At 68.4% G+C, this 24,481-nt stretch carries 14 protein-coding genes and 1 pseudogene; 9 read left to right on the forward strand and 6 right to left on the reverse strand.

Features of this window, described 5'->3' with window-relative positions:
• Positions 1-53: 53 nt before the first annotated feature.
• Positions 54-1,646, forward strand: a complete 1,593-nt coding sequence (locus ACFVT5_RS35540) for an amidohydrolase (RefSeq protein ID WP_389896768.1) — start codon at positions 54-56, stop codon at positions 1,644-1,646.
• Between the two features lie 75 nt (positions 1,647-1,721).
• Here the strand turns inward: ACFVT5_RS35540 and ACFVT5_RS35545 are convergent, their stop codons facing one another.
• On the reverse strand, positions 1,722-2,639 hold the full coding sequence (locus ACFVT5_RS35545; RefSeq protein WP_389896771.1) for a phosphatase PAP2 family protein: 918 nt from the start codon (positions 2,637-2,639) through the stop codon (positions 1,722-1,724).
• A gap of 27 nt (positions 2,640-2,666) precedes the next feature.
• On the reverse strand, positions 2,667-3,749 hold the full coding sequence (locus tag ACFVT5_RS35550; RefSeq protein WP_389896773.1) for a LacI family DNA-binding transcriptional regulator: 1,083 nt from the start codon (positions 3,747-3,749) through the stop codon (positions 2,667-2,669).
• Between the two features lie 432 nt (positions 3,750-4,181).
• On the opposite strand from ACFVT5_RS35550, the gene ACFVT5_RS35555 reads away from it, so the two are divergent.
• From ACFVT5_RS35555 to pulA, 5 genes are all read left to right on the forward strand, one after another.
• Complete coding sequence (locus tag ACFVT5_RS35555; RefSeq protein ID WP_389896775.1) at positions 4,182-5,459, forward strand: extracellular solute-binding protein; 1,278 nt, start codon at positions 4,182-4,184, stop codon at positions 5,457-5,459.
• A gap of 122 nt (positions 5,460-5,581) precedes the next feature.
• Complete coding sequence (locus ACFVT5_RS35560; protein WP_389896777.1) at positions 5,582-6,586, forward strand: carbohydrate ABC transporter permease; 1,005 nt, start codon at positions 5,582-5,584, stop codon at positions 6,584-6,586.
• Positions 6,587-6,602: 16 nt separating this feature from the next.
• A complete protein-coding gene (locus ACFVT5_RS35565; protein WP_389896780.1) occupies positions 6,603-7,517 on the forward strand; it encodes a sugar ABC transporter permease in 915 nt (304 codons plus the stop codon).
• A gap of 59 nt (positions 7,518-7,576) precedes the next feature.
• Entirely contained in the window at positions 7,577-9,277 is a 1,701-nt protein-coding gene (locus ACFVT5_RS35570) for a glycoside hydrolase family 13 protein (protein ID WP_389896782.1), read from the forward strand.
• A gap of 149 nt (positions 9,278-9,426) precedes the next feature.
• Positions 9,427-14,736, forward strand: coding sequence for a pullulanase-type alpha-1,6-glucosidase (pulA, locus tag ACFVT5_RS35575; protein ID WP_389896785.1), 5,310 nt, complete (start codon positions 9,427-9,429; stop codon positions 14,734-14,736).
• Between the two features lie 85 nt (positions 14,737-14,821).
• On the opposite strand, the gene ACFVT5_RS35580 is transcribed toward pulA, so the two are convergent.
• The 3 genes and pseudogenes from ACFVT5_RS35580 to ACFVT5_RS35590 form a co-directional block, all read right to left on the reverse strand.
• A complete protein-coding gene (locus ACFVT5_RS35580; protein WP_389896787.1) occupies positions 14,822-15,304 on the reverse strand; it encodes a hypothetical protein in 483 nt (160 codons plus the stop codon).
• A gap of 487 nt (positions 15,305-15,791) precedes the next feature.
• A complete protein-coding gene (locus tag ACFVT5_RS35585; protein WP_389896789.1) occupies positions 15,792-16,490 on the reverse strand; it encodes a TetR/AcrR family transcriptional regulator in 699 nt (232 codons plus the stop codon).
• Positions 16,491-16,517: 27 nt separating this feature from the next.
• Positions 16,518-16,697, reverse strand: a pseudogene (locus ACFVT5_RS35590) (2Fe-2S iron-sulfur cluster-binding protein); the annotation flags it as partial.
• Between the two features lie 209 nt (positions 16,698-16,906).
• Between ACFVT5_RS35590 and ACFVT5_RS35595 the strand changes: the two are divergent.
• From ACFVT5_RS35595 to ACFVT5_RS35605, 3 genes are read left to right on the forward strand one after another with little or no spacing between them, the layout of a single operon-like run.
• Positions 16,907-21,391, forward strand: coding sequence for a DUF6531 domain-containing protein (locus ACFVT5_RS35595; protein WP_389896792.1), 4,485 nt, complete (start codon positions 16,907-16,909; stop codon positions 21,389-21,391).
• A 33-nt stretch (positions 21,392-21,424) separates the two neighbouring features.
• Positions 21,425-21,919 (forward strand): immunity 26/phosphotriesterase HocA family protein, encoded by a 495-nt coding sequence (locus ACFVT5_RS35600; protein WP_389896795.1) that lies wholly within the window; start codon positions 21,425-21,427, stop codon positions 21,917-21,919.
• A gap of 2 nt (positions 21,920-21,921) precedes the next feature.
• On the forward strand, positions 21,922-22,500 hold the full coding sequence (locus ACFVT5_RS35605; RefSeq protein ID WP_389896797.1) for a hypothetical protein: 579 nt from the start codon (positions 21,922-21,924) through the stop codon (positions 22,498-22,500).
• Positions 22,501-22,534: 34 nt separating this feature from the next.
• Here ACFVT5_RS35605 and ACFVT5_RS35610 read toward each other — a convergent pair whose 3' ends face one another.
• On the reverse strand, positions 22,535-24,478 hold the full coding sequence (locus tag ACFVT5_RS35610; RefSeq protein ID WP_389896799.1) for a hypothetical protein: 1,944 nt from the start codon (positions 24,476-24,478) through the stop codon (positions 22,535-22,537).
• Between the last annotated feature and the right edge of the window lie 3 nt (positions 24,479-24,481).

Here is a 24,481-nt window from a genome sequence, read left to right on the forward strand (position 1 = left end):
CCTATGTCCGCACGCACCGACATCTACGCCCGCTTCGCGGAGGAACCGAACTGATGCAGAACCGCATGTCCGTGGCCGATACGTCCGTGGCCGATCTCGTGCTGGTCGGTGCCCGGGTCCGTACCCTCGATCCCGCGCGGCCCTCGGCGAGCGCCGTCGCGGTGCGGGACGGTGTCGTCGTCGCCGTCGGGGACGAGGGCGACGTACGCGACTGGCGCGGGGCCCGTACCGAGGTCGTCGATCTCGGTGGCGCCACCCTCGTGCCGGGGCTCACCGATGCCCACAGCCACCCGGTGTGGGGCCTGGAGATGGCGACCGGGATCGATCTGTCGGGGGTACGGGATCCGGCGGGGCTGCGGGCGGCGCTCGTCGGAGCGGAACGGGTCGACGGCTGGGTCATCGGGTGGGGCCTCGACCACAACGTCTTCGGCGGCAGGCCCGTGCACCGCTCCCTGATCGAGGACGCGCTCGGCGGCGCCCCCGCCTTCCTGCGGCTGTACGACGGCCACTCGGCGCTGGTCAGCGGCGCGGCCCTCGCGGCGGCGGGCGTCACGGGCCCGCGGGACTTCCCGCAGCGCTCGGAGATCGTCTGCGACAGCGCGGGCACGCCCACCGGGTACCTGATCGAGCACGCCGCGATGGACCTGGTCGCGGAGGTTTTGCCCCGGTTCCCGTACGCGGTCCGGCGTGCCCGGCTGCTGGAACTGCTGTCCGCGATGGCGGCCACCGGGCTGACCGGTGCCCATGTCATGGACCTCGGTGATGTGGACCTGCTTGCCGCCGTGGCCGAGGAGACGGTGCTGCCGCTACGGCTGCGGCTCGCGCCCTGGTGCATGCCGGGCGCGGACCGGGACACCCTGGACGAACTGCTCGCCGCCCAGACACGCGGGGGCCGGAACTGGCGGGTCGGCGGCGTCAAGTTCTTCATGGACGGCACCGTCGAGGGCGGCACGGCATGGCTGGAACACGCCGACTGCCACGGCCAGGGCACCGACCCCTTCTGGCCGGATCCGCAGGCGTACGCGGCTGCCGTACGGCATCTGCACACGGCGGGGGTCCGTACCGCCACGCACGCCATCGGGGACGCGGCGGTACGGCATGTCCTGGACACGGTGGAGTCGCTGGGCGCCGGCGCTTTCCTGCGGCACCGGATCGAGCACATCGAGACGGTGCCGGACGACACGGTGCCGCGGTTCGCGCGGCTCGGCGTGGTGGCGTCGATGCAGCCGCCGCACGCCGCGTACACGCGGGCGGACCACACCGACGAGTGGTCCAGGCGGCTCGGACCCGCCCGCGCGGCGCGTGCCTGGCGGATCCGGGATCTGCGGGACGCCGGGGCGTATGTGGCGCTCGGCTCCGACTGGCCGATCGCAGGGTATGACGCGCGGACCGTTCTCGCGACCGCGCGGGTGCCGCGGGGCGCGTCCCCCGGGCCGGGTCTTACGGGACTCATGGCACTGGAGGGACTGACCTCGCATGCCGCTGTCGCGGCGGGCGAATCGGATGTGGCGGGCCGTATCGCGCCCGGCTACCGGGCCGACCTGACGGCACTGACCCTGGACCCGGTGACGGCGTCCCCGGACGAGGTGGCCGAGGCCCCGGTACGTCTGACGACGGTGGGCGGCCGGGTCACACACCGGGCCTGACACGCGGCGGAAGGGCCTGCTCCGGAAGGGCCTGCTACGGAAGGGCCTGCTACGGAAGGGACCGCTCCGGCGGGGCTACGCCTTCGAAGGTTCCGGAGCCGGAGCCCCCGTAGCCTCCCTGGAAGGGAGTCTCGGGAGCGTGTACGGCAAGGCTCCGTACCACGTCCGTGCCACCGTGAAGCCGAAGGCGAGGCAGAGCATGCCGCCCACCGCGTCCAGCCAGAAGTGATTGGCGGTGGCGACGATCACCACGAGCGTCGCCACCGGATAGAGCAGTCCGAGCACCCGTACCCACGGCACCGACGCGAGCGCGAAGATCGTCAGCCCGCACCAGAGCGACCAGCCGATGTGCATCGAGGGCATCGCCGCGTACTGGTTCGACATGTTCTTCAGGTCGCCCGACGCCATCGAGCCCCATGTCTCGTGGACCTTGACGGTGTCGATGAAGTTGCCGCCGGTCATCAGCCGGGGTGGCGCCAGCGGATACAGGTAGTAGCCGACGAGGGCGACCGCCGTGGTCGCGAAGAGGACGAGCCGCGCCGCCGCGTACCGCCCCGGATGGGAGCGGTAGAGCCACACCAGGACGCCGAGCGTCACGACGAAGTGCAGCGTCGCGTAGTAGTAGTTCATGCCCACGATCAGCCATGTCACCGAGTCCAGCGCGTGGTTGACCGACTGCTCGAACGCGATCCCCAGGTCGTGCTCGATCCGCCAGATCCAGTCGGCGTTGCGAAGTGCCTGCGTCTTCTGTTCCGGGACCGCGTTGCGGATCAGGGAGTACGTCCAGTAGCTCACCGCGATCAGCAGGATCTCGAACCAGAGGCGGGGCCGCCGCGGTGTCCGCAGCCGCCCGACCACTTCGCGGGGGGCCCACCTGCCAGGGGTGCCCGTGCCTTCCACCGGGTCGGTGACGCTTTCCCGGGGGGCGGACTCCGTACCCCTGCTGGTGGCCCCCTGTTGGCCGTCCAGTGGTTTCACGGTCGTCTCTCCCATGAGGAAAGAGTCTACGAGAAATCCCTTCTAGGCCCGATCATCCCCCGGTCGGGTCCCGCTCGCATTCTCTCCACCCTGCGGACGATTTCTCTCCCCAGGGGACGAAGCGGTTGAACCCCGGACCACCAGTTCCGGCATGAACACGAACTCACTGTGCGGCGCGGGCGTCCCGCCGATCTCCTCCAGAAGCGTCCGTACCGCGGCCTGCCCCATCGCGGGCACCGGCTTGCGGACCGTGGTCAGCGGGGGATCGGTGAACGCGATCAGCGGCGAGTCGTCGAACCCGACGACGGATATGTCGTCCGGTACCTCAAGGCCGCGCTGCCGGGCGGCCCGGATCGCGCCGAGCGCCATCATGTCGCTGGCGCAGACGATCGCCGTGCAGTCCCGGTCGATGAGCGCGGTCGTCGCCGCCTGGCCGCCCTCCAGGGTGTACAGGGAGTGCTGGACGAGCCGGGTCCCTATGTCGTCGGGCGACAGGTCGAGCAGGTCCTGCATGGTGCGTACGAAACCCTCGATCTTCCGTTGCACCGGGACGAACCGTTTCGGCCCGAGCGCGAGCCCGATCCGGGTGTGTCCCAGGGAGACCAGATGGGTGACGGCGAGTTGCATCGCGGCCCGGTCGTCCGGCGAGATGAAAGGTGCCTGCACCTTCGGCGAGAAACCGTCCACGAGCACGAACGGTACGCCCTGCGCCCGCAACTGCTCGTAGCGCTGGGTGTCCGCCGTGGTGTCGGCGTGCAGCCCGGAGACATAGATGATGCCGGCGACACCCCGGTCGACGAGCATCTCCGTCAGCTCGTCCTCGGTGGAGCCGCCCGGTGTCTGTGTGGCCAGGACCGGTGTGTAGCCCTGGCGGGTCAGGGCCTGTCCGATCACCTGGGCAAGCGCGGGGAATATCGGGTTCTCCAGCTCCGGCGTGATCAGCCCGACCAGACCCGCGCTGCGCTGCCGCAGTCGCACCGGACGCTCGTAGCCGAGGACGTCGAGTGCGGCAAGGACGGACTGGCGGGTGGTCGCGGCCACGCCCGGCTTGCCGTTGAGTACCCGGCTGACGGTCGCTTCGCTGACACCCGCCTGGGCTGCGATGTCGGCGAGCCGTGCGGTCACGGGAGTGGACTGTACCGGCCGCGTGACGGACTGCCCACCAACCGGGCGGCGGGTGCCGTGCGTTGTACGCCGCGCCGCGGGCTGCTGCGTCATCGCGCTCCTCTTGTTGCGGTAGTGCCGTCTCGTCGTCGTGACGAGTGGGGGGTGATCCGGGCACCGAGGCATCGGTCGACGTATCGGTCGACGTATCGGTCGAGGCGTCAAGGAGCGACCGGACCTGGAGCGATGATTCCTCGGCCCGACACGGATAGCAAGACCTTGCAGCGACTTGCGAAACTACTTGCATTTTTTTGCTGCAAGGTCTTTCGCGGCGATTGCATCGCTGTTACGTTCACGTCGCCCGGCGGCCGAAACGGCACGGTCGGCAAGTCGGCCAGGGGGGCGGACGGGACCGCTCCCCACCACACGGGCCTTCACCCTCAAGGAGATCTCATGCGGCGTGGCATAGCGGCCACCGCGCTGGTGGCGTCCTTCGCCCTCGCGGCGACGGCCTGCGGCGGAAGCGACAGCGGCAAGGACGGCAAGGCCGACGGGCCGGTCACGCTCACGTGGTGGGACACCTCGAACGCCACCAACGAGGCGCCCACGTACAAGGCGTTGGTCAAGGAGTTCGAGAAGCAGAACTCGGGCATCAAGGTCAAGTACGTCAACGTGCCGTTCGACCAGGCGCAGAACAAGTTCGACACCGCCGCCGGCAGCAAGGGCGCCCCGGACATCCTGCGCGCCGAGGTCGGCTGGACGCCCGCGTTCGCGAAGAAGAGCTTCCTGCTGCCGCTCGACGGCACCGAAGCCCTCGCGGACCAGGACAAGTTCCAGCCGAACCTGCTCAAGCAGGCCCAGTTCGAGGGCAAGACGTACGGCGTGCCGTTCGTCACCGACACCCTCGCGCTGGTCTACAACAAGGACCTCTTCAAGAAGGCCGGCATCGATCTGCCGCCCACCAGCTTCGAGGACCTGAAGAGCGCCGCCGCGACCATCAAGTCCAAGACCGGTGTCGACGGCTACTGGGGTTCCACACAGGCGTACTACGCGCAGCCCTACCTCTACGGCGAGGGCACCGACACCATCGACGCGGACGCCAAGAAGCGCACCATCACGAGTGACGCGGCGGTCAAGGGCCTCACCACCTGGCAGGGCATGTTCGACGGCAAGGGCCTGCACAAGGCCGACACCACCGCCGACGCGTACGCCCACATCCAGGACGCGTTCGTCAACGGCAAGGTCGCCGCGATCATCCAGGGCCCGTGGGAGATCACCAACTTCTACAAGGGCTCCGCGTTCAAGGACAAGGACAACCTCGGTATCGCCCCCGTCCCGGCCGGCTCCACCGGCAAGGCGGGCGCCCCGACCGGCGGCCACAACCTGTCCGTGTACGCGGGCTCCGACAAGGCGCACCAGGAAGCCGCGCTGAAGTTCGTGAACTTCATGACCTCCGCGAAGTCGCAGGAGCAGGTCGCGCTCAAGAACTCCACGCTGCCGACCCGCGACGACGCGTACACCACGCAGGTCCAGACCGACCCGGGCATCGCGGGCTACCAGAAGGTGCTCCCGATCGCCCAGCCGCGCCCGGCGCTCCCCGAGTACAGCTCGCTGTGGGGTCCCCTCGACACCGAGCTGCCGAAGATCGCCTCCGGCAAGACGTCCCTGACCAAGGGCCTGGACAGCGCCGACCTCGCGATGGAAAAGCTCCTGCCCGGCTTCACCAAGTGATCTGAGGGCCGCCGGGTCCGCCCGCCACGGGGGCGGGCGGACCCGGCGGCACCCGCCTGCCGCCCGGCACCTCGTGCCGCCCGCGCGCCATCGCAGCAGAACTCCCAGAAGGTGCCCGAACCATGACAGTCGCCGTCGAGACCACGGCCGCCGACAGCAGCCGTGACCGCGGACCGCAGCGGCCCGGTCCACTGGAGCGCCTGAAGCGCTCGTACCAGAAGTACTGGTACGCGTACGCGATGATCACGCCGGTCGTCGTGGTGCTCGGTGTGCTCGTGGGCTATCCGCTGGCGCGGGGTCTGTATCTCACCCTCACCGACGCCAACAGCCTCAACTCGGCCCGCACCATCGGCGTCAACCACATCGACGCCACCTACCAGTTCATCGGCCTCGACAACTACGCGGACATCCTCTGGGGCCCCACCGCCTACGACCGGTTCTGGTCGCACTTCGTCTGGACCGTCGTCTGGACGGCGCTCTGCGTCGCCCTGCACTACTTCATCGGGCTCGGCCTCGCCCTGCTGCTCAACCAGAAGCTCCGCGGCCGGACCGTCTACCGGCTGCTGCTGATCCTGCCGTGGGCGGTACCCACCTTCGTCACCGTGTTCTCGTGGCGGATCATGCTCGCCGACTCCGGACTCATCAACAGCATGCTCGGCTCGCTGCACCTGCCGCAGCCGCAGTGGCTGGAGGACACCACCTTCCAGCGCGCCGCCGCCATCCTGGTCAACACCTGGTGCGGTGTCCCCTTCATGATGGTGTCGCTCCTCGGCGGCCTCCAGTCCATCGACTCCGCGCTGTACGAGGCCGCGGAGATGGACGGCGCCAACGCCTGGCAGCGGTTCCGCCATGTCACCCTGCCCGGACTGCGCTCGGTCAGCTCCACCGTCGTGCTGCTCGGGGTGATCTGGACGTTCAACCAGTTCACCATCATCTTCCTGCTGTTCGGCAACAGCGCCCCGGACGCCCAGATCCTCGTCACCTGGGCCTACCAGCTCGGCTTCGGCCAACAGCCGCGTGACTACGCCCAGTCCGCCGCGTACGGCGTACTGCTCCTCTCCATCCTGATCGTCTTCACCTCTGTCTACCGCCGCTGGCTGGCCCGCAATGAGCAGATCGCCGTCTGAGGCAGGAGCCGTCCCCATGAGCCCGACCACCACCACCGAGGCGACGGCCACCGCCGCGCCCCCGGCCGCCCCCGCCGCGCCGAAGCCCCGCACCGTGAGCCGCGACCGCAGGGGCCGCACGGTCTCCCTCGTGTCGCACGGCCTGCTGACCGTCGCCAGCCTGATCGCGCTGTTCCCGATCGTGTGGCTGATCTTCCTGTCCCTCGGCCCGGACAAGGACGACTACCTCCACCCGGGGCGCATCTTCGACAAGATGACATTCTCCAACTACTCGTTCGTGTTGCAGCACACGAACTTCTTCAAGTGGCTGGAGTCCACGGTCATCGTGGCCCTCGGCACCACCGTCATCGGTGTCGCCTTCGCCGCGACCACCGGATACGCCGTCTCCCGGATGCGCTTTCCCGGGTACCGGAAGCTGATGTGGATGCTGCTGCTCACACAGGCGTTCCCGATAGCCGTCCTCATCGTCCCGATGTACGAGATCCTCGGCGAACTCGGCCTCATCGACAGCTACGGCGCCCTCATCCTCATCTACTGCTCCACCGCCGTGCCGTACTGCGCCTGGCTGCTCAAGGGCTACTTCGACACCATCCCGGTGGAGATCGACGAGGCCGGCCGCATCGACGGACTCTCGCCCTTCGGCACGTTCTGGCGGCTGATCCTGCCGCTGGCCCGCCCGGGGCTCGCGGTCGCCGCCTTCTACACGTTCATCACCGCGTGGGGCGAGGTCGCCTTTGCCTCCACGTTCATGCTGGACGACCAGAAGTACACCTTCGCCGTCGGGCTCCAGAGCTTCATCAGTGAGCATGACGCGCAGTGGAACTACATGGCCGCGACGGCGGTGTTGATCGCCGTGCCCGTCTCGGCGTTCTTCTACCTTGTGCAGAGGAATCTGGTGACGGGCCTCACCTCGGGCGGCACCAAGGGCTGACGCCCGACCCCCTTCCCTTCCCCCTTCCTTACGCAATCCCCTTACGCAGCAAGGACGTCATGAGTCAGCACACTGCCGACCAGCCGCAGACCTCGACCCTCGCCGCCGCCACCGGCCCCGACTGGTGGCGCGACGCGGTGATCTACCAGGTCTATCCACGCAGCTTCGCCGACAGCAACGCCGACGGCATGGGTGACCTGGAGGGCGTTCGCTCCCGGCTCCCTTATCTGCGCGACCTCGGTGTCGACGCCGTCTGGCTCAGCCCTTTCTACGCCTCACCGCAGGCGGACGGCGGCTACGACGTCGCCGACTACCGTGCCGTGGACCCCATGTTCGGCAACCTCCTGGACGCCGACGCCCTCATCCGTGACGCGCACGCGCTGGACCTGCGCATCATCGTCGACCTGGTGCCCAACCACTCCTCGGACCAGTACGAGTGGTTCAGGCGGGCCCTCGCCGAAGGCCCCGCGTCGCCGCTGCGTGAGCGCTACCACTTCCGTCCCGGACGCGGCGCGGACGGTGAACTCCCGCCCAACGACTGGGAGTCCATCTTCGGCGGCCCCGCCTGGACCCGTACCACCGACCCGGACGGCACCCCCGGCGACTGGTATCTGCACCTGTTCGCGCCCGAGCAGCCCGACTTCAACTGGGACCACCCGGCCGTCGGTGACGAGTTCCGCTCGATCCTGCGGTTCTGGCTCGACATGGGCGTCGACGGCTTCCGAATCGATGTCGCCCACGGCCTGGTCAAGGCGCCGGGACTGCCCGACCTCGGCTCCCACGACCAGGTCCGGCTGCTCGGCAACGACGTCATGCCGTTCTTCGACCAGGACGGCGTCCACGCCATCTACCGCGCCTGGCGCGGCATTCTCGACGAGTACGCGGGCGAGCGCATCTTCGTCGCCGAGGCATGGACCCCGACCGTCGAACGCACCGCGCTGTACGTCCGGCCCGACGAACTCCACCAGGCGTTCAACTTCCAGTATCTGAGCGCCGCTTGGGGGGCCGCCGAGCTGCGCGATGTCATCGACCGCTCCCTCGACTCGATGCGCCCGGTCGGCGCCCCGGCGACCTGGGTGCTGTCCAACCACGACGTCACCCGGCACGCGACCCGCTTCGCCAACCCGCCCGGACTCGGTACGCAGATCCGTACGGCGGGCGACCGGGACCTCGGCCTGCGCCGCGCCCGTGCCGCGACCCTCCTCATGCTGGCGCTGCCCGGCTCGGCGTATGTCTACCAGGGTGAGGAACTCGGCCTGCCCGATGTGGTCGACCTGCCCGACGAGGTCCGTCAGGACCCGTCTTTCTTCCGCGCGGCCGGACAGGACGGCTTCCGCGACGGCTGCCGGGTGCCGATTCCGTGGACGGTCGACGGTTCCTCGTACGGGTTCGGGGGCGGCGGGTCCTGGCTGCCGCAGCCCGAGGGGTGGGGGGAGCTGAGCGTGCAGGCCCAGACGGGGGTCGAGGGGTCGACGCTTGAGCTGTACCGGGCGGCGTTCGCCGTGCGGCGTTCGCACGCGGCGCTGGGGGCCGGGGACTCCGTGGTGTGGCTCGACGCGCCCGCCGATGTTCTGGCCTTCCGCCGGGAGAGCGGGGGTGCGGGATTCGTCTGCACCTCCAACACCGGCGACTCCGTCGTACGGGTGCCTGTGTATGGGGATGTGGTGCTTGCCAGTGCCGAGGGGGCCGTTGTCCTGGCGGACGGCTTCGCGGAGTTGGCGCCTGACACCACGGTGTGGTGGTCCACCGCCTCCGCCTGATCCTGCATCGCGCCTGCGGCGCGATGGTTCTCCCCGCCCGCCCGCCCCCAAATGGGGCGGGCGGGCGGTGAACAACCGGCGCGGAGCGCCGGCGCACCGAACGGCCCACTCAGCGGCACTCAGCCACAGCCCTCTCGAAGGAGATCGCCGTGCCCGCTCGCCTACGAAGAACAGCCACGGCCGCCGCGGCGGCCCTGCTCGCGGTACTCGTACCCCTGCCCACCGCGTCAGCGGCACCCCCACCCCCGCCCCCGTCGGACGGAAAGCTCGCCGGGACCCCCGCCCGCCACGACCTCACCCGGGAACAGTTCTACTTCGTGCCGCCCGACCGGTTCGCCAACGGGGATACCGGCAACGACCGGGGCGGGCTGACCGGTTCGCGGCTCGCGACCGGGTTCGACCCCACCGACAAGGGGTTCTACCAGGGCGGCGACCTCAAGGGGCTGACGCAGCGGCTCGACTACATCAAGGGCCTCGGCACCACCGCGATCTGGTTGGCCCCGATCTTCAAGAACAAGCCGGTGCAGGGGGAGGGGAAGGACGCCTCGGCCGGTTATCACGGGTACTGGATCACCGACTTCACGCAGGTCGACCCGCACTTCGGTACCAACGCCGATCTGACGAAGCTGATCGACAAGGCCCACGGCAAGGGCATGAAGGTCTTCTTCGACGTCATCACCAACCACACCGCCGACACCGTCGACTACGCCGAGAAGAAGTACGGCTACCGTCCCAAGGGCGCCTACCCGTATCTCGACACCCAGGGCCGCCCCTTCGACGACCGCGACGGTGTGCCGAAGGTCGACGCGGACTCCTTCCCGTACACGCCCGTCGTCCGCACCGGTGAGAAGAAGGTGCCGGCGTGGCTGAACGACCCGGCGATGTATCACAACCGGGGTGACTCGACCTTCGCGGGCGAGAGCGCCGAGTACGGCGACTTCAGTGGCCTGGACGACCTGTGGACCGAGCGCCCCGAAGTTGTCAGGGGCATGGAAAAGATCTATGAGAAGTGGGTCCGCGACTTCGACATCGACGGCTTCCGTATCGACACCGTCAAACATGTCGACCTGGACTTCTGGACCCAGTGGGCCACCACACTCGACGCCTACGCGGAGCGCCAGGGCCGCGACGACTTCTTCATGTTCGGGGAGGTGTACTCCGCCGACACCGCGATCACCTCGCCGTATGTGACGCGCGGGCGCCTCGACTCGACCCTCGACTTCCCCTTCCAGGACGCGGCCCGCGCCTACGCCTCACAGGGCGCCGGAGCCGAACGCCTCGGGAAGGTCTTCGCCGACGACTACCGGTACGCCACCGACAAGGCGAACGCCTATGAGCAGGTGACGTTCCTCGGCAACCACGACATGGGCCGTATCGGCACCTTCCTCAAGCAGGACAACCCGAAGGCCGACGACGCCGAGCTGTTGAAGCGGGACCGGCTCGCCCATGAGCTGATGTTCTTCGGCCGGGGCAACCCGGTGATCTACTACGGCGACGAGCAGGGCTTCACCGGTGCCGGCGGCGACAAGGACGCCCGCCAGACCCTGTTCGCGTCGCAGGTCCCCGACTATCTGGACGACGACCAGCTCGGCACCGACCGCACCCACGCGAGTGACGCGTACGACACCAAGGCCCCGCTCTACCGGGACATCGCCGCGCTCTCCCAGCTCCGCAAGGACAATCCGGCGCTCGCGGACGGTGCGCAGACCGAGCGGTACGCCCAGGACTCGGTGTACGCCTTCTCGCGCACCGACGCACGTAAGCAGGTCGAGTACGTCGTCGCCGTCAACAACGCGACGAGCGCGAAGACGGTGCGGATCCCGACCGGTTCCGCCACCACCGACTTCCGTACCCTGTACGGCGGTTCGGGCACCGTGCGCAGCGACAGCGGCAAGAACGTCACCGTGACCGTGCCCGCGCTGTCGTCCGTCGTGCTCAAGGCGGCGAAGCCGCTGGGCGCCCCCGCCGCCAAGCCCGCGATCACCCTCAAGGCCCCGGCCGCCGGTGCCACCGGCACCGTCGAGCTGTCCGCCGACATCGACGGCGGCGGACTGAACCGGGTCGTGTTCGCCGCGCAGACCGGCAACGGACCCTGGCGCACCCTCGGTTCGGTGGACCACGCCCCGTACCGCATCACGCAGTACGTACCGGAGAGTGTGCGGGCCGGGACCGCGCTGCGGTACAAGGCGGTCGTGGTGGACAGTGCCGGGCGGACGGCGAGTGACCGGGCGGACACGACGGCCGGACAGCCGCCCGCGCCGGAGAGGCCGAGCGCCGTGGAACGCGACTACACCGTGGTCCACTACCGGCGCGCCGACGGCGACTTCGACGGCTGGCAGCTCAAGTCGGCAGGAAAGACAGCCGAGTTCACCGGACGCGATGCCTACGGAGCCTTCGCCTGGGTCAAACTCGACGACGACGCAACGGACTTCGCGTACACCGTGGAGAAGGGCGGCACCGCCGAAGGACCGCAGCGGACGGTCGACCTCGCCAAGACCGGTGAGGTGTGGATCGAGCAGGGCAAGGACGCGCAGGCCGAGACCCGGCCCGACGGGGTCTATCCGCCGCAGGACAAGGGCAAGGCCGTCCTGCACTACCAGCGGCCCGGCGGCGACTACGACGGCTGGGGCCTGCACACCTGGACCGGTGCCGCGAACCCCACCGACTGGACCAAGCCGCTCCAGCCCGTGAGGAAGGACGCGTACGGCGTCACCTTCGAGGTCCCGCTCACCGAAGGCGCCACCTCGCTGAGCTACATCCTTCACAAGGGCGACGAGAAGGACCTCCCCAGCGACCAGTCCCTCGATCTCGCGACCTACGGGCACGAGGTGTGGATGCTCGCCGGTCAGCCGAAGTACCTGCTGCCGAGCACCGGCGGCGCGCCCGATCTCGACCTGGGCAAGGCCGAGGCGCAGTGGATCGACCGGGACACCGTCGTCTGGAAGGTCAAGTCCACCGAGGCCACCAGCCAGCAGCTCGTGTACGCGCCCGAAGGCGGCATCACGGTCAAGGACGGCGCCCTGTCCGACGAGGGCCACTGGCTGCGCCTGAACCCGGGCGCCCTCACCGACGCCCAGAAGGCGGCCTACCCGCACCTGAAGGAGTACCCGGCCTTCACCGTCGACCCGAGGGACCGCGACCGGATCACGGACTCCCTGCGCGGCCAGCTCATCGCCACTCAGCGCGCGGCCAACGGCGCTCTGCTCGCGGCGACCGGCGTACAGATTCCCGGTGTTCTCGACGCCGTGTACGGATCCGCCGCGACGAAGGCCGACCTCGGACCGGTGTTCCGTGCCGGACGGCCCACACTGTCCGTGTGGGCGCCCACCGCCCACGAGGTCGCCCTCGACCTGGACGGCCGCACGGTGCCGATGCGCCGCGACGACCGCACCGGCGTCTGGTCGGTCACCGGGCCCCCGAGCTGGTCCGGCAAGCCGTACCGCTACCGGGTGACCGTCTGGGCGCCGACCGTGCGCAAGCTGGTGACCAACCTGGTCACCGACCCGTACGCGACCGCCCTCACCGCCGATTCCGCGCGCAGCCTGGTGGTCGACCTCGCCGATCCGAAGCTCGCGCCGAAGGGCTGGCGCACCCTGAAGAAGCCCGCCGCCGTGCCGCTGCGGGACGCGCAGATCCAGGAACTCCACATCCGGGACTTCTCGATCGGCGACCGCACGGCCAAAGCCCCGGGCACCTATCTCGCGTTCACCGACAAGGACAGCAAGGGCTCGAAGCATCTGCGGGACCTGGCGAAGTCCGGTACCTCGTACGTGCATCTGCTGCCCGCGTTCGACATCGCGACGATCCCCGAGCGCGCCGCGGACCAGGCCCGCCCCGACTGCGACCTGGCCTCCTTCCCCGCCGACTCCGAGAAGCAGCAGGAGTGCGTCGCGAAGACCGCCGCGAAGGACGCGTACAACTGGGGCTACGACCCGTACCACTTCACCGTCCCCGAGGGCTCGTACGCGACCGATCCCGACGGGACGCGCCGCACGGTCGAGTTCCGGGAGATGGTGCGGGGGCTCAACGAGGACGGGCTGCGGGTCGTGATGGACGTGGTCTACAACCACACCGCCGCGAGCGGCCAGGCCAATACCTCCGTCCTGGACCGGATCGTGCCCGGCTACTATCAGCGGCTCCTTGACGACGGCACCGTCGCCACCTCGACGTGCTGCGCCAACACCGCGCCCGAGCACGCCATGATGGGCAAACTCGTCGTGGACTCGCTGGTGACCTGGGCGAAGGAGTACAAGGTCGATGGCTTCCGCTTCGACCTCATGGGCCACCACCCGAAGGCGAACATCCTGGCCGTACGCGAGGCCCTGGACGCGCTGACCCTCGCGAAGGACGGCGTGGACGGCAAGAAGATCGTGCTGTACGGCGAGGGTTGGAACTTCGGCGAGATCGCCGACGACGCCCGCTTCCCGCAGGCCACCCAGAAGAACATGGCCGGCACGGGCATCGCCACCTTCTCGGACCGGGCCCGGGACGCGGTACGCGGCGGCGGACCCTTCGACGACGACCCGCGCGTCCAGGGCTTCGCCTCCGGCCTCTACACCGACCCCAACACCTCACCCGCGAACGGCACCCGCGCCGAACAGAAGGCCCGGCTCCTGCACTACCAGGACCTCATCAAGGTCGGCCTGACGGGCAACCTCGCGTCGTACGCCTTCACTGACACGAGCGGGCGTACGGTCACGGGCGCCGAGGTCGACTACAACGGCGCCCCGGCCGGATACGCGGACGCGCCCGGCGACGCCCTCGCCTATGCCGACGCCCACGACAACGAGTCGCTGTACGACGCGCTCGCGTACAAGCTGCCGGTGACGGTGAGCGCGGCCGACCGGGCACGGATGCAGGTCGTCGCGCTGGGCACGGCCGCCCTGTCGCAGGGCCCGGCGCTCTCCCAGGCGGGCACGGACCTGCTGCGCTCCAAGTCCCTGGACCGCAACTCGTACGACAGCGGCGACTGGTTCAACGCGATCCACTGGGACTGCCGGGACGGCAACGGCTTCGGGCGCGGGCTGCCCCCGGCCGCCGACAACAGTTCCAAGTGGCCTTACGCCAAGCCCCTGTTGACAGGGGTCCCGGCTGCCGGCTGCCGTGACATCGAGGGCACGTCGGCCGCGTACCGCGATCTGCTGCGGATCCGCACCACGGAGCAGGCGTTCGGGTTGCGGACGGCCGGCGAGGTGAAGGACGCGCTGTCCTTCCCGCTGTCCGGCACGGACGAGACACCCGGTGTCATCACCATGCGGCTCGGTTCGCTCGTGGTCGTCTTCAACGCGACGCCGGAGCGGCACACGCAGACGGTGCCGGGGGCGGCAGGGGAGCGGTACGGGCTGCATCCCGTGCAGGCGTCCGGTGCCGACCAGGTCGTGAAGTCGGCGTCGTACGACCGGGGGAGCGGCACGTTCGCCGTGCCCGGCAGGACGGTAGCGGTGTTCACGACGGATTGAAATACGACTGAGAAAGGGCCGCCTCGCACGGGCGCGAGGAATCGATCTCACTCAATGGGCGTTGGCCGGAAGAGCCTGGCAAGCACTACGAATGGGAACTGGGACGGATCCCCATGCCTTTCAGCAGGTCAAGGAAGATCGGCTCCACGAAGGGAGCCGGCGAGGCGGTCAACACCTCCGACAACGTGGTCTCGGACGGATCGCACCCCGCATCCGCTGCCCAGCCCAACGCTGATCGCGTGGATTGCTCGGCCGGCGCAAACCATGCCTCGAAGTCTGCGTCGCTTTCCGCCATGTAGGCGGCCATCGCTTCTCTTCCCAGGCACGTCCGCCAGAAACCGGTCCGGACGCCGAGAGCTTCGATCACCGCACAGTCACTGTCCATCACATACGCACAGAGAACGGGGGCCCGTGTTCGCTCGACCAGCGCGGACAGTTCATCCTCGGAGATCGGATCCTCGCGCTCGACGGTCCATACCCGCCACCCCTCATCGGCCTCCAGAAAAATAGACTCGTCCGAGTCTGCGACCGCGGGAAGCCGTGCGCTCACCCGGTCATCAGACTTCACGAGAAGCAAAGATCCCCAGAAGCCCATTCGTTACCCCTGTCTTCCTCTTCATGAATTCCGGCCGTCCGGCGTGGACCGCGCGGGCGCCATCACGTATACGACGGCGCCCGCACGGAATCCATCCGATTCAGCACCCGCGCGGCAGATATCTCATGCGAAATCTGACCACGGCGTCCCTCACGGGGTCGCGGCCCCTCAAGTAAGCCCGAACAGGATGAATCCGCCAACAACCGCCAGGCCATGCGCTGTTCCTTTGGCCATGCTGCCAAGACCATCCGTGTCCACCGTCAGGTCGCCGAATCCGCCACCGGCGGGCTCAGGACAGCCACCGGGCGGCGGGGAAACCGGAGCCGGCCCTGACGCGGGAGCAGGCGCAGGAGCCGGGGCGGGAACAGTGACCGGCTCGGGCACCCGCGGGACCGGACGGTCCCACGCTCTCCGGTAAGGGTGCCCCGGGCGGCTCAGGCCGCTCGGGGCACCTGGCGTTTCAGGCCGGCCGGGGTGCCAACGCGACCAGTCGGCCCACGAGTTCGGTGAACGGGCCGTCGACCGGTTCCTTGGCGAGGACGGCCATGAAAATGCCCGCCATCTCCTCGTCGTACGCGGAACTCACCGCGGTCAGCGCCGCGAAGTCGTGGACGAGCTGCGCCTCCAGTTCGGTGCGCGGAATGCGCCTGCCGTCCAGCCAGATCAGCGCCGTCGACTCGACGAGCGAGATCCAGGACCGTACGACGAGTTCGAGCCGGGCGGGCGGTTTGTCGATCCCCAGATGCGCCAGGATCTGGAGATACGCGGCCTGCCGCACCGAGTCGATGAGGGCGTTGGTCGCCGACGAGCCGACCGCGGGGCCGCCCCGCATCAGCGCCGAGAACCCGGGCCCGTGCTCGTCGACGAAGTCGAAGAAGCGGCGCATCACCCGCAACAGCCGGGTACCCAGGGGACCTTCGTGCGGCTCACGGAACCGGTCCGCCAGATCGTTCGCCGCCCGCGTCAGGGCCGCCTCGTACAGGCTCATCTTGCCGGGGAAGTAGTGATACACCAACGGCCGTGAGATGCCCGCCGCCGCGGCTATCTCGTCGATGGAGACCTCGTCGGGCGAACGGTGGCTGAACAGTTCGAGGGCGACCCCGATCAACTGCTGCCGCCGCTCCTCGACACCCATCCTGCGGCGCACCCCGGTAGTCATACGAACAGCCTATCGGGACGTGGGTCCTCACATATCCAGCACCAGCCGCTCACCGTACGCGCGCGACACACACATCAGCATGGAATCACCGCGTTCGATGCCGGTGAGGAGCTTGTCACGGTGGTCGATGTCACCTTCGACCACCCGCTGTTGGCAGGTCCCGCAGAAACCTTGTTCGCAGGAGTACGGGTGTCGGGCAGCGTGCGGCGCGAACCGCTCCAGGTGCGGGGTGCAGCCTTCGGCTTCACGGGACTTCACGGGACTGTCAGCAAGGTGTGCCGGGAACGTACCGATCACCGCCCGGGAGGCAAGGTCGGCGCGAGCCGTGTTTACCGGATGCGTGTACCGCCAGTAACTTCGTTGATGCGCAGGGGACTTCCCATGGGCGGTCGATCGGCGAACCGGGGGGTTGCGGGGTGGCGGCATATCGGCCAACGGATTGGCATGTCCTGGACCTGGACAAGGATCCGACGCCGGGTGATCCGGACCGGGTGCGGACGCTGGCGAAGGGGCTGCACGATTTCGCGGACGACGTCTCCGAGGCGCTGCGGCTGATCAAGGGGATGGCCGAGGAGGACACGGTCCTGGTCTGGGCGGGGAAGTCCGCCAAAGCGTTCCAGGACGAGTTCTCGGGTGTGCCGAAGAATCTGCGGAAGTTGAAGAAGTCGTACGAGATGGCGGGCGACGCGCTCGCCGCGTACTGGCCGAAACTGGAACGCGCCCAGGCGTTGGCGGACAAGGCCCTGGTCAAGGGCCGCGAGGCACAGGCCGACCTGTCCTCCGCCCAGTCCAAGCTGACGTCGGCCGAATCCTGGGTGGACCGGGCCGGCAAGGAAGCCGACAAGTACAAGGACGACCCGACCGGGGGCAAGGACGTCCCGAAGCCGGATCCGGACAAGGTGAAGGCGGCGACCCGGGACGCGCAGAGCGCGAAGGATGCCCGTACGAGTGCGCAGTCGGATGTGTCCTCGGCGTCGAGCGCGCTGGACGCGGCGAAGAAGATGGCCGGGGACGCCCGCGAGATGCGGGAGGACGCGGCGCGGGAGGCGAAGGACAAACTCGACGACGCGTCGGACGCCGGGATTCACAACCGGAAGTGGTGGGAGGAGGTCGGCGACTGGTTCACCGACAACTGGGACACCATCGTCGCCGTCTGCAAAGTCGTCGTCGCCGTCCTGGGCATCGTCGCGCTGATCATCGGCGGCCCGATCCTCGGCGCGATCGTCCTCATCGCGGCCCTGGTGGTCCTCGCGGACACGTTGATGAAATACGCCAATGGCCAGGCGACGTTGTGGGATGTGGCGTTCGCGGCACTTGACTGCATACCCGGGATGAAGGGGTTCACCAGCCTTGGGAAGCTGGCCAAGGGGGCCAGGGCCCTGGGCAAGACAGGGCTGAAAGGTATGGCCCTCGGCGCCAAGGGTCTCGGAAAGGCTGGCCGTCAGGGAGCCCGCAACATCAAGAAGCTCTTCACTTGCGGCGACCCGATCGATGTCGCCACCGGAGAGATGGTGATGTCCGCGACCGACGTCACGCTCCCCGGCGTGATGCCGCTCATCCTGGAGCGCCATCACAGGACGAGTGTGCGCTCAGGCCGCTACTTCGGACCGAGTTGGTCCTCCACCCTGGACCAGCGCCTCCTGCTGGACGAGTCGGGTATTCGGCTCGTCACGGAAGACGGGATGGTTCTCCACTATCCGGTGCCCGAACCCGATCTGACCGTACTGCCCGTCGAAGGTCCCCGCTGGCCGCTGGAATGGAGCGGAACGGATCGTGAGGAGATCACGGTACAGCGGCCCGAATCCGGGTTGATCCTGCACTTCAAGCCCGTTCCCGGTCATCCCCGGTCCGAGCTTCCGCTGGTACGCATCAGCGACCGCAACGACAACTCGATCGACGTCAGTTACGACGGAGAGGGGATGCCGAGCGAGGTCGTCCACCATGGCGGCTACCGGATCGGTGTTCTCTCCGAGGAAGGGCGCATAGTCGGCCTGACTCTGCGGAGCGACTCCACGGAGCCGTTCCTGATGCGTTACGGCTACGACGAACACGGCAACCTCGCCTCGATCGTCAACTCTGCGGACCTGCCTCTGCGTTTCACGTATGACACCCAACGTCGCATCACCGGCTGGGAGGATCGCGTCGGTAGTTGGTACCGCTACTCGTACGATGCGGTCGGCAGATGTGTCAATGGACAGGGCATCGACGGAATTCTCGACTACGCCTATCTCTACGACGAGGAAACGCGCACCACTACCGTCACTGACTCCCTTGGCCACGTCAGTCGCTATCGCTTCAATGACGCGTACCAACTCGTGTCCGAGAGCGATGCGTTGGGGCACACCACCCACCGAAGCTGGGACAGGTACGACAACCTGCTCTCTCACACCGATCCCCTGGACCGGAGGACCGATTTCTCCTACGACGAGGCCGGCCGCCTGGTCGGAATGGCACTGCCGGACGGCTCCATCACCACCACCGTCTTCAACGAGCTGGGGCTGCCCGAGCAGGTGGTCGAACCCGACGGCGCGACGTGGACCCAGTATTACGACGAGCAAGGAAATCTCGTCGAGGCCGTCGACCCGACCGGGGCGGTGACGCGCTATTCGTACACCACGGGCGGGCGCCTTGCGTCGCATACCGATCCGATGGGACACACGCGTTCCCTGGGCACGGACGCCGCCGGTCTGCCAGTCATGCTGACGGACGCGCTGGGTGCCACAACCGCATGCTCGCGAGATGCGTTCGGCCGAGTCGTGGAGATGGTGGACCCACTGGGCGGCCGGACCCGGCTGGGCTGGACGGTCGAGGGACTGCCGAGCTTTCGGGAGGAGCCCGACGGCGCCCGCGAGACCTGGGAGTGGGACGCCGAGGGCAATGAGATCGCTCACGATGACCCTGCCACCGGCACGACGCTTCACACCATCGGCCCCTTCGATCTCCCGGCCGCACGGTACAACCCGGACGGCACCGTGCACCGCTTCACTTACGACACCGAACAACGACTTCTGAGCGTCACCAACTCACAGGACCTTTCGTGGACGTACGAGTTCGATCCGGCGGGTCGTCTCACAGCGGAACGTGACTTCAACGGAGTCGGCCAGACATACGCGTACGACGCGGCCGGCCAGTTGACCCGGCGAGCCAGTGAGGCCGGAGAAGCTGTTGCCTTCGCCTACGACGACCGGGGAAATGTCGTCGAACAGCGGTATTCGGACGGCGCGGTCACCGCCTTCAGTCACGATGCCGCGAACCAACTCGTGAGGGCGCGAAACGCGAGTGCCGACGTCGTCATCGAACGGGACGGTTTGGGCCGTATCACGTCAGAGACTGTCAACGGCAGGACTCTCAGGTCCGTCTACGACGCATTGGGGCGTCGCACTGAACGGACCACACCGGCCGGTGTGGTGTCTCGCTGGGAGTATGACGCGGAGAGTCGACCCACCAACGTGCGTGCCGGCGGTCGGAGCATGGACTTCGCCTACGACACCGCCGGCCGTGAGACACGGCGCGGCCTTGGGGGCGCCGCCGAACTGCGGCAGAACTGGCAGCCGAGTCACTATCTCGCCGGGCAGGACATCTTGTCCGGTGTCCCTGATGCCACGCCGCTGGAACAGCGCCGCTATCAGTACGAACGGGGCGGCCACATCACGGCGATCGAAGCGCTCGGTACGGGGGTTCGTCGCTACGAGTTGGACGATGCCAAGCGGGTCACCTCGGTCGACGGCCCGGAGTGGCGGGAGCGGTATGCCTACGACAGAGCGGGCAACGTATCGTCGGCGGCCATCGGCGAAGCACCGGATCGAGGCACCGGTGAGCGGGAAACCAGTGGAACGCTGGTGCGCCGGGCGGACGGCTCTCGCTACGAGCACGATCGTCAAGGGCGCGTCGTCCGCCGCATCAAGCGAACCCTGTCCGGGCTTCGCAAGATATGGACGTACCGCTGGAACGCTGAGAACAGGCTCACGGACCTGCACACCCCCCACGGTGAGCATTGGCGCTACGGATACGACCCACTGGGGCGTCGCATCGCGAAGCAGCGCCTACACGAAGACGGATCCGTGGCCGAGGAAGTCGGTTTCGGATGGGACGGCGAGAACCTCGTCGAAGAGGTCGGTGACGAGTTCGGAGTCCGTACCTGGGAATATCTCCCCGATACACACACTCCCCTGTGGCAACTTGAGCGGACACCGACCCAAGCAGATTTCGATGCACGCTTCTATGCCATCATCGCCGATGAGGTCGGCACACCCACTGAACTGGTTTCGGAAGACGGATCTTTTGCCTGGCGGAGCTGCACCACACTGTGGGGCACGGATGCCGGATCGTTATCCGACGGCGCCAACTGTCCACTACGATTCCCTGGCCAGTACGCCGATGAGGAGAGCGGCTGGAACTACAACTTCCACCGCTACTACGACCCGGAGACGGCGCAATACACCTCCCCGGATCCTTTGGGTCTCCTTCCAGCGGACAACAACTACGGATACGTACTCAATCCGTTGCACTGGTTGGACGCTCTGGGGCTGGCGCCATGTGCCAAAGCCCTTCTCCTCAAGGCGTGGAGGCTCAAGAACAATCAGGGGGGCTATTCCGTCTACCATGGACTTGACGTGCATGGAAACAAGATTTATGCGGGCATAACGAACAATCTTGCGCGGCGTGAAGGCCAGCACATAGCCAAGAATTACGGGATTACGAAGTTGGTTGAGGTTCGGGGCGCGACGGGGCTCAAGAAGTGGCAGGCGCGGGCGATTGAACAGGGGCTCATCGAAGATGTTCGGGCGTCCGGGTTCAGCCGTAGCAGGAACGGAGTCCCCATCGGGCAGATCAACTCCATCAGTCCCAAGCGGTCAATTTACGGCACCGCTCTCCGTTATGGCAGAATCTTCCTGGCCTGACCCGAAGCCGCCTTGTGGACGGAAGGAACAGATATGCCGTTGCAGAAGATGAAGGGACAGCGTCGGAGTCATGAAGTGGGGGATGTGTTCGTTCTCCAGGTGGCGGACTCCACGTACCGATTCGGACGCATCGTGAAGATGGGGCAAAGCGGACCGGAGGGCCGCTTCCCCGGGGGGATCCTTGCCTACATCTATGACATGCCCTCGGACACCCCTGAGCCCGACCTCGCAACGCTGACGCCGGATCGGCTCCTGATGCCGCCGTTCTTCACCATGAACTGGGTCTGGCACAAAGGGTATTTCCGTACGGTCGCCCATGAGGACCTCCTCCCCGCACACCTGCTGAAGCAGCACTGCTTTTACGACGCCAGTACCGAGGGCTACGTGGACGAGAACGACCGGATCATCCACGAGCGGACCGAGCCGTGCGGCTGGTACGCGTTGACCAACTTCGAGCACTTCCAGTACGAGGTCGATGAAGCTCTGGCGGGCCGTCCCGTACACGGGGCATATCCGAAGAAGCGCTGACCATGGCAGGTGCCGTATACCGGTTGCTCCCCGCCCTGGGCGACTTCCGTACCCTCTTCCTCGGCCCCTCCCTCGTCACCCTCATCCGCTGGCAGATTCAGGGGTCGCCGTCCGACGCGCGGCCCACGGAGTTGGACGCGGAGTTGCAGGGAGACCCGAAGCTGCGGGTCACGGAGTTCCCCTCCGGCTACCCCGGGGCGCCGATCCTCAGCGGACGGGTGGCCGAGCTGGTACGGGAGGAGTTCGCACCGGCCGGCTCCTTCGTGCCGGTCCATGTGGAGGGCGCCGCCCCCGGCGCCTACGTCCTCTTCCTGGTCGAAAGCATCGTGGACTGCCTGGACACCCGGCGCTCCTCGAAGCCGAAGAAGACGACCGGCGAGGTCAAGAAGGCGATCTTCCGCCCCGAAGCCGTCCCCTCGCACCTGCCGGCCTTCCGCCTCCCCGAATACCCGGGCGGCGTCTACTGGACGTCCTGGGCCACCACCCGCCTCACCACCCTGATCGGCCCCGACGTGGAAACCCGCCTCGTCTGGTCCGAAGACCCAACGGCCACACCCCATCCGAACCCTTGGGGGTTCTGAACAGGTACGGGGGGCAGGGACAGGGCCGTACCGGCTAGTGCAGCGCCGTGATTTCCCTGCCGTTCGGCATGTGGGCCGTCAATGTTGCCTGGGCTCCCTGTTCGGTGGGGAGGGCTACCGTGTTGCCGGGGGTTGTGGACTCCACGTCGCCCGTGGTGGTCAGGTCCGTCACGTCGGGGGTGGCGGCTGCCAGGAGGTACCAGGCGCCTGTTTTCGACTTCCACAGGACGCCGGCCAGGACCTGAGGGTCGCGGGTGCCGCAGGCGGGGGAGTCCTCGGACTGGGCCGCGACCGCCGCGGCCGGTTTGCCGGGGGCCTGGACCTGGGCGAGTACCCGGCTGCCGGCACCACGCCAGGTGTCCGCGCGGGTGCACAGCCAGGTCGCCGTGCCGTTGGTCTCGGGGAGTGTCTGCCGGGCGTACTCCCAGGCGTTGACGGTCCGTACACCGTGGCCGCGTACCGCCGCGAGGGAGCAGCCGGTCTGCGACCAGGCGGACAGGGCCGCCCGGCCCGTCGCCTCACGCATGGCGCCGGGTTTGCCGGAGGTCAGATGCGCGGGCACCAGTTCGCCGAGGTCGGCCATCAGGCGGGTGCCCGAGTTGTCCCCCAGTTGGAGCGCGTTCCAGGACGTGCACACGCCCGTCGCGGCGTCGGACCGCCCCGAGCCCGCGAGCGGATCCGTGACACCGTCCGCCGACCGCCGCAGCGGTGTCGGCTCCGCGTCCGGCTTGAGAAGGTCCCGCATCGAGGTCGCCGTCACCCAAGGCGCCGTCAGATAGCGCACGTTGCTGTCCGCGCGCCCCACGACCACCGCGTTCGCCTCGGATCCGGTCGCCCCGTCGACCCGCGCGAAGTCGAGCGCCGCGCCGCTCGTGCCGGTCTTCGGCTCCGCGTACCGCACGATCCGCAGCCCGTCGTACAGCAGCACCACACGGGCCTGGTCGACCTCGCCCGCGTACAGCAACTGCGCCGGGCCCGGGGGCGCTCCGGCCGCCGTGCCGGGCGTCGCCGTCACCTGGACCGAACCGCCGGGCCGCGCCCACACGGCGAGCGCCCGGCGCAGCAACGCCTTGTCGCCGGTGAGGCTCCCGCGCGCGGGCCACACCGAGAAGTCCGTCCGTGCGGAGTCCTTCCACGCGGCGGGCGCCACCTTGGTGAGCTGCGCCGGATCGAGGGCCGCCTGCTGCGCCGGATTACGGGCGTACGGCGGGGCCGCCGCGCCGTCCGGGCCCCAGCCGTCGCCCGGCAGCCCGAGCAGCGCCCCGCACACCAGCGCGGCGACCGCCGCGACGAGGGCGGCCTTCATGTGCTGCCTGCGCCGCATCAGATCCGTCGGCCGCGCCTGGAGCGAGCACGGGTCGAACTCCGGTGACAGGAGCAGCGCGTACGACGCCTCGATCTCGTCGGCCTCGTCGAGCGCGTCCTCCGGGTCGTCGACCCCGGCGGCGGCGAGAATCCCGCGCACCCCGTCGTCCGGCAGCCGTTCGAGACCCCGCAGTACATACGCCGCACGGGCCGCACCGCTCAGCGCCGACAGCCGCTGGTCCAGGGCGAGTTCGTCGGCGCCACCGGAGCGCGGGAACAGCCGCAGCCCCCACACGTGCGGCAGCACCGGCGGCAACTGCGCCCGCTTCGGCCACGCGAGCCGCCGCAGCGGAAGTCCCGCGTCGAGCGCGGTCCTGAGCACCCGCTGGCGTACGAAGGTGTAGCCGGGGTCGGCGTTACGGGCGTCGTCGGGGCGCCGGGGGGTGATCACCGCCGCGTCGCTCGTCGTCCGGCCGCGAGGCAGCGCCCGCTGCGTCAGCGCGTGTGCCGTGAGGACACGGCGGTTACGGCCGAGGCTGGGCGGGAGCACCAGATAGGCGAGCCGGACGAGCCGCGGATAGTGCTCGACGAGCGCGGCCTCGGCCTGCTCCACGTCTACGACCGGTCCGGAGGGGTGGTCGGGGCGGCGGGTGGCGACATCCTGTGACTGCACGTT

Source organism: Streptomyces sp. NPDC058001 (assembly GCF_042886315.1).
In the GTDB taxonomy this organism is placed as follows: domain Bacteria; phylum Actinomycetota; class Actinomycetes; order Streptomycetales; family Streptomycetaceae; genus Streptomyces.